This is a genomic window from Alistipes sp. CAG:29 (assembly GCF_000435435.1).
Lineage (GTDB): Bacteria > Bacteroidota > Bacteroidia > Bacteroidales > Rikenellaceae > Alistipes > Alistipes onderdonkii.
Map to the genome: position 1 here is coordinate 1 of NZ_FR893505.1, position 2,762 is coordinate 2,762.

3 protein-coding genes are annotated in these 2,762 nt (G+C 58.3%); all 3 read left to right on the top strand.

The window, feature by feature from the left end; genetic code table 11:
- The first annotated feature begins 123 nt into the window (after window positions 1–123).
- Complete coding sequence (locus tag QVP03_RS12225) at window positions 124–1,335, top strand: DUF4876 domain-containing protein (RefSeq protein WP_022333694.1); 1,212 nt, start codon at window positions 124–126, stop codon at window positions 1,333–1,335.
- 22 nt (window positions 1,336–1,357) lie between these two features.
- Window positions 1,358–2,245: an ABC transporter ATP-binding protein gene (locus QVP03_RS12230; RefSeq protein WP_022333695.1), complete on the top strand. Its 888-nt coding sequence runs from the start codon at window positions 1,358–1,360 to the stop codon at window positions 2,243–2,245.
- 9 nt (window positions 2,246–2,254) lie between these two features.
- Window positions 2,255–2,762 (top strand): hypothetical protein (locus QVP03_RS12235; protein ID WP_288210810.1); only part of this gene is annotated, 508 nt, incomplete at its 3' end.

Genomic DNA, 2,762 nt, shown 5'->3' on the forward strand with positions numbered 1-2,762 from the left:
AGGCGGGGTGGACGCCCCGGTTTTACAGCGGAGGATTGTCCGAACACGTTCTGACGGCGACGTTCGGCATCCTGTTCTAAACGATCGAACCAATATTTGTCAAACCAATAATAAAAACCAATTATGAAAAAGCTTTTCTTAATTCTCACCACGGCCCTCTTCGCAGCGGGCTTCGCATCCTGCACCGACGATCCCGAAGAAACGGTCAATCCCGTCGTCGTATCCGAAATCTTGCGCGCGCTCGGCGGCAATGTGCTGGTAAACGTGCCCGAGGAAAATTTCGACGTGAATATTCCCGCCGATGCTGCGTCGTGGGTTCAGATCAATGAAGCCGAATCTTCGGGCAAAGCGCTGGTGCTGTCCGTCGATGAGAACGAAACGGGGACGGAACGTTCGACCGTCGTGAACGTGACGCGGAGCGGCAAGAGCACCGTTCTGGCGACCGTAACCATCAAACAGAGCGACATCACGCTGCAAGCCGGCGAATTCGTGATCGAGGAGATCTACTTCACAGGCACGGCGTTTCCCGAAACGGGAAAGCCTGACAGGTGGCTGGGCGACCAGTACATCAAGATCCGTAACAACTCCGACGAAGACCTCTATGCCGACGGCATGATGCTGATCCTTTCGAGCGGACTCAATTCGGGCATGAACAGCGAGATGATCGAAGGCAAGGACTTCCGCAAGGAGTGTTGTGCGGGCAATGCGTTCTACTGCATTCCCGGCAACGGACAGGATGTGCTGGTCAAAGCCGGCGAGTCGCTGATCGTCGTCAACAACGCCCAGAACCACACCATCGGCAACCCGAACTCGTGGGACGCCACGAAAGCCGATTTCGAGTGGTACGACGTTTCGTCGAACGAGAACTATCTGGATATCGACAACCCCGACGTGCCCAACCTCGACAAATGGTACGCTTCGACATTGACGGTCCAAGTGCTCCACAACCGCGGCTTCAACGCCGTGGCTATCGCCATGCCGCCCGTCGGCCTGACTGCAAAGCAGTTCCTCGCCGAATACCCGCTCGAAGACGCCCAGTATATCTTCCACTCCCCGAACGGCTCGGACTACACGATGCCGCTGCGCAACTGCTACCGCGTGCCTAACGAATGGGTGCTCGACGCCGTGAACACGGGCTGCCGCGACGAATACTACATCGCCCCGTGGGACGCTTCGCTCGACGCAGGTTACGCATGGTGCGGTACGGCCGACGGAGATGCCTACCGCTTCGGCAAGTCGGTGATCCGCAAGACCGGTTCCGACGGCAAACTCATCGACTCGAACAACTCGACCAACGACTTCGAGTCCAATACGAAGGCGTCGCTGATCAAGTAAGCCGGAAGAACGACCATTCTTTATGACCGATTCTGTCATCGAATGCCGCAACCTCACCCATTGTTACGGGGAGCGGCTGATATACAAAGACCTGAGTTTCGAGGTTCCGCGCGGGCGGATCCTCGGACTTTTGGGTAAAAACGGCACCGGAAAAACCACGACCATCAACATTCTGAGCGGCTATCTCCAACCGCGCGCCGGACAGTGTCTGATCTTCGGCGAGGATATCCGCACGATGCGGCCCGAAACCCGCGCCCGGATCGCCCTGCTGATCGAGGGACACGTGCAGTACGCCTTCATGACCATCGAGCAGATCGAACGGTTCTATGCGCGGTTTTATCCCCGCTGGAACCGCGACGCCTATTACGGACTGATGGAAATGCTGAAGGTGGCGCCCCGGCAGCGCATCTCGCGCATGTCGTGCGGACAGCGTTCGCAGGTGGCCTTAGGGCTGATTCTCGCCCAGAACGCCGATCTGCTCGTGCTTGACGACTTCTCGATGGGACTGGACCCCGGTTACCGCCGCCTGTTCGTAGAATACCTGCGCGACTATGCGCAGAGCGAGGAGAAGACCGTTTTCCTTACCTCGCACATCATTCAGGACATGGAAAAGCTCGTGGACGACTGTATCATCATGGATTACGGAAGCATTCTGGTACAGATGCCCGTCGGCGAACTGCTCGGCACGTTCCGGCGATACACCTTCACGCCGGGCGCCGACGTCACGATCCCCGCCGGCGACGGCCTCTACCACCCGAGCGTCGCGAACGGGCGCGCCGAACTCTATTCGTTCGACTCCCCTGCGACGGTACAGGGCGTGCTGGAGCGCGCGGGCATTGTCTGCAGCGACCTGCGCGGCGAAACGCTGAACCTCGAAGACGCTTTCATCGGACTGACCGGAAAATACTAAACCCGAATTATGATCAAAGCCATATTCTACAAAGAGTGGATCAAAATGCGCTGCTTCTATCCGCTGAGCGCATTGTTCCTCTTCGGAGCCACCGCCTATGCGCTGCTGCGCGTCCAACGGGTGATAACCTTCAAGGGTGCGGCGCACGTCTGGGAGGTGATGCTCGAAAAGGAAGTTGTCTTCATCGACATTCTCCAATACCTGCCGGCCCTGCTGGGCGTATTGCTCGCAGTGGTTCAGTTCGTCCCCGAAATGGCCCAGAAACGGCTGAAGCTGACGCTTCACCTGCCCTTTCCACAGTGGAAGATGATTCTGCTGATGTCAGGCATCGGGCTGGGAGCGCTGGCATTGCTGTTCATCGTGCAAACCGCCGTGCTGTGGGGGTACTTCCACGCCCTGCTGGCGCCCGAACTGGTCGCGCGGATTCTGCTGACGGCGCTGCCGTGGTATCTGGCCGGGCTGACGCTCTACCTGCTGACGGCATGGATCTGTCTCGAACCCACATGGAAACGGCGGC

What these genes read in the sequence shown, in the direction of transcription:
- QVP03_RS12225 (WP_022333694.1), top strand. Translation starts at nt 124, where the DNA reads ATGAAAAAGCTTTTCTTAATTCTCACCACGGCCCTCTTCGCAGCGGGC.
- QVP03_RS12230 (WP_022333695.1), top strand. Translation starts at nt 1,358, where the DNA reads ATGACCGATTCTGTCATCGAATGCCGCAACCTCACCCATTGTTACGGG.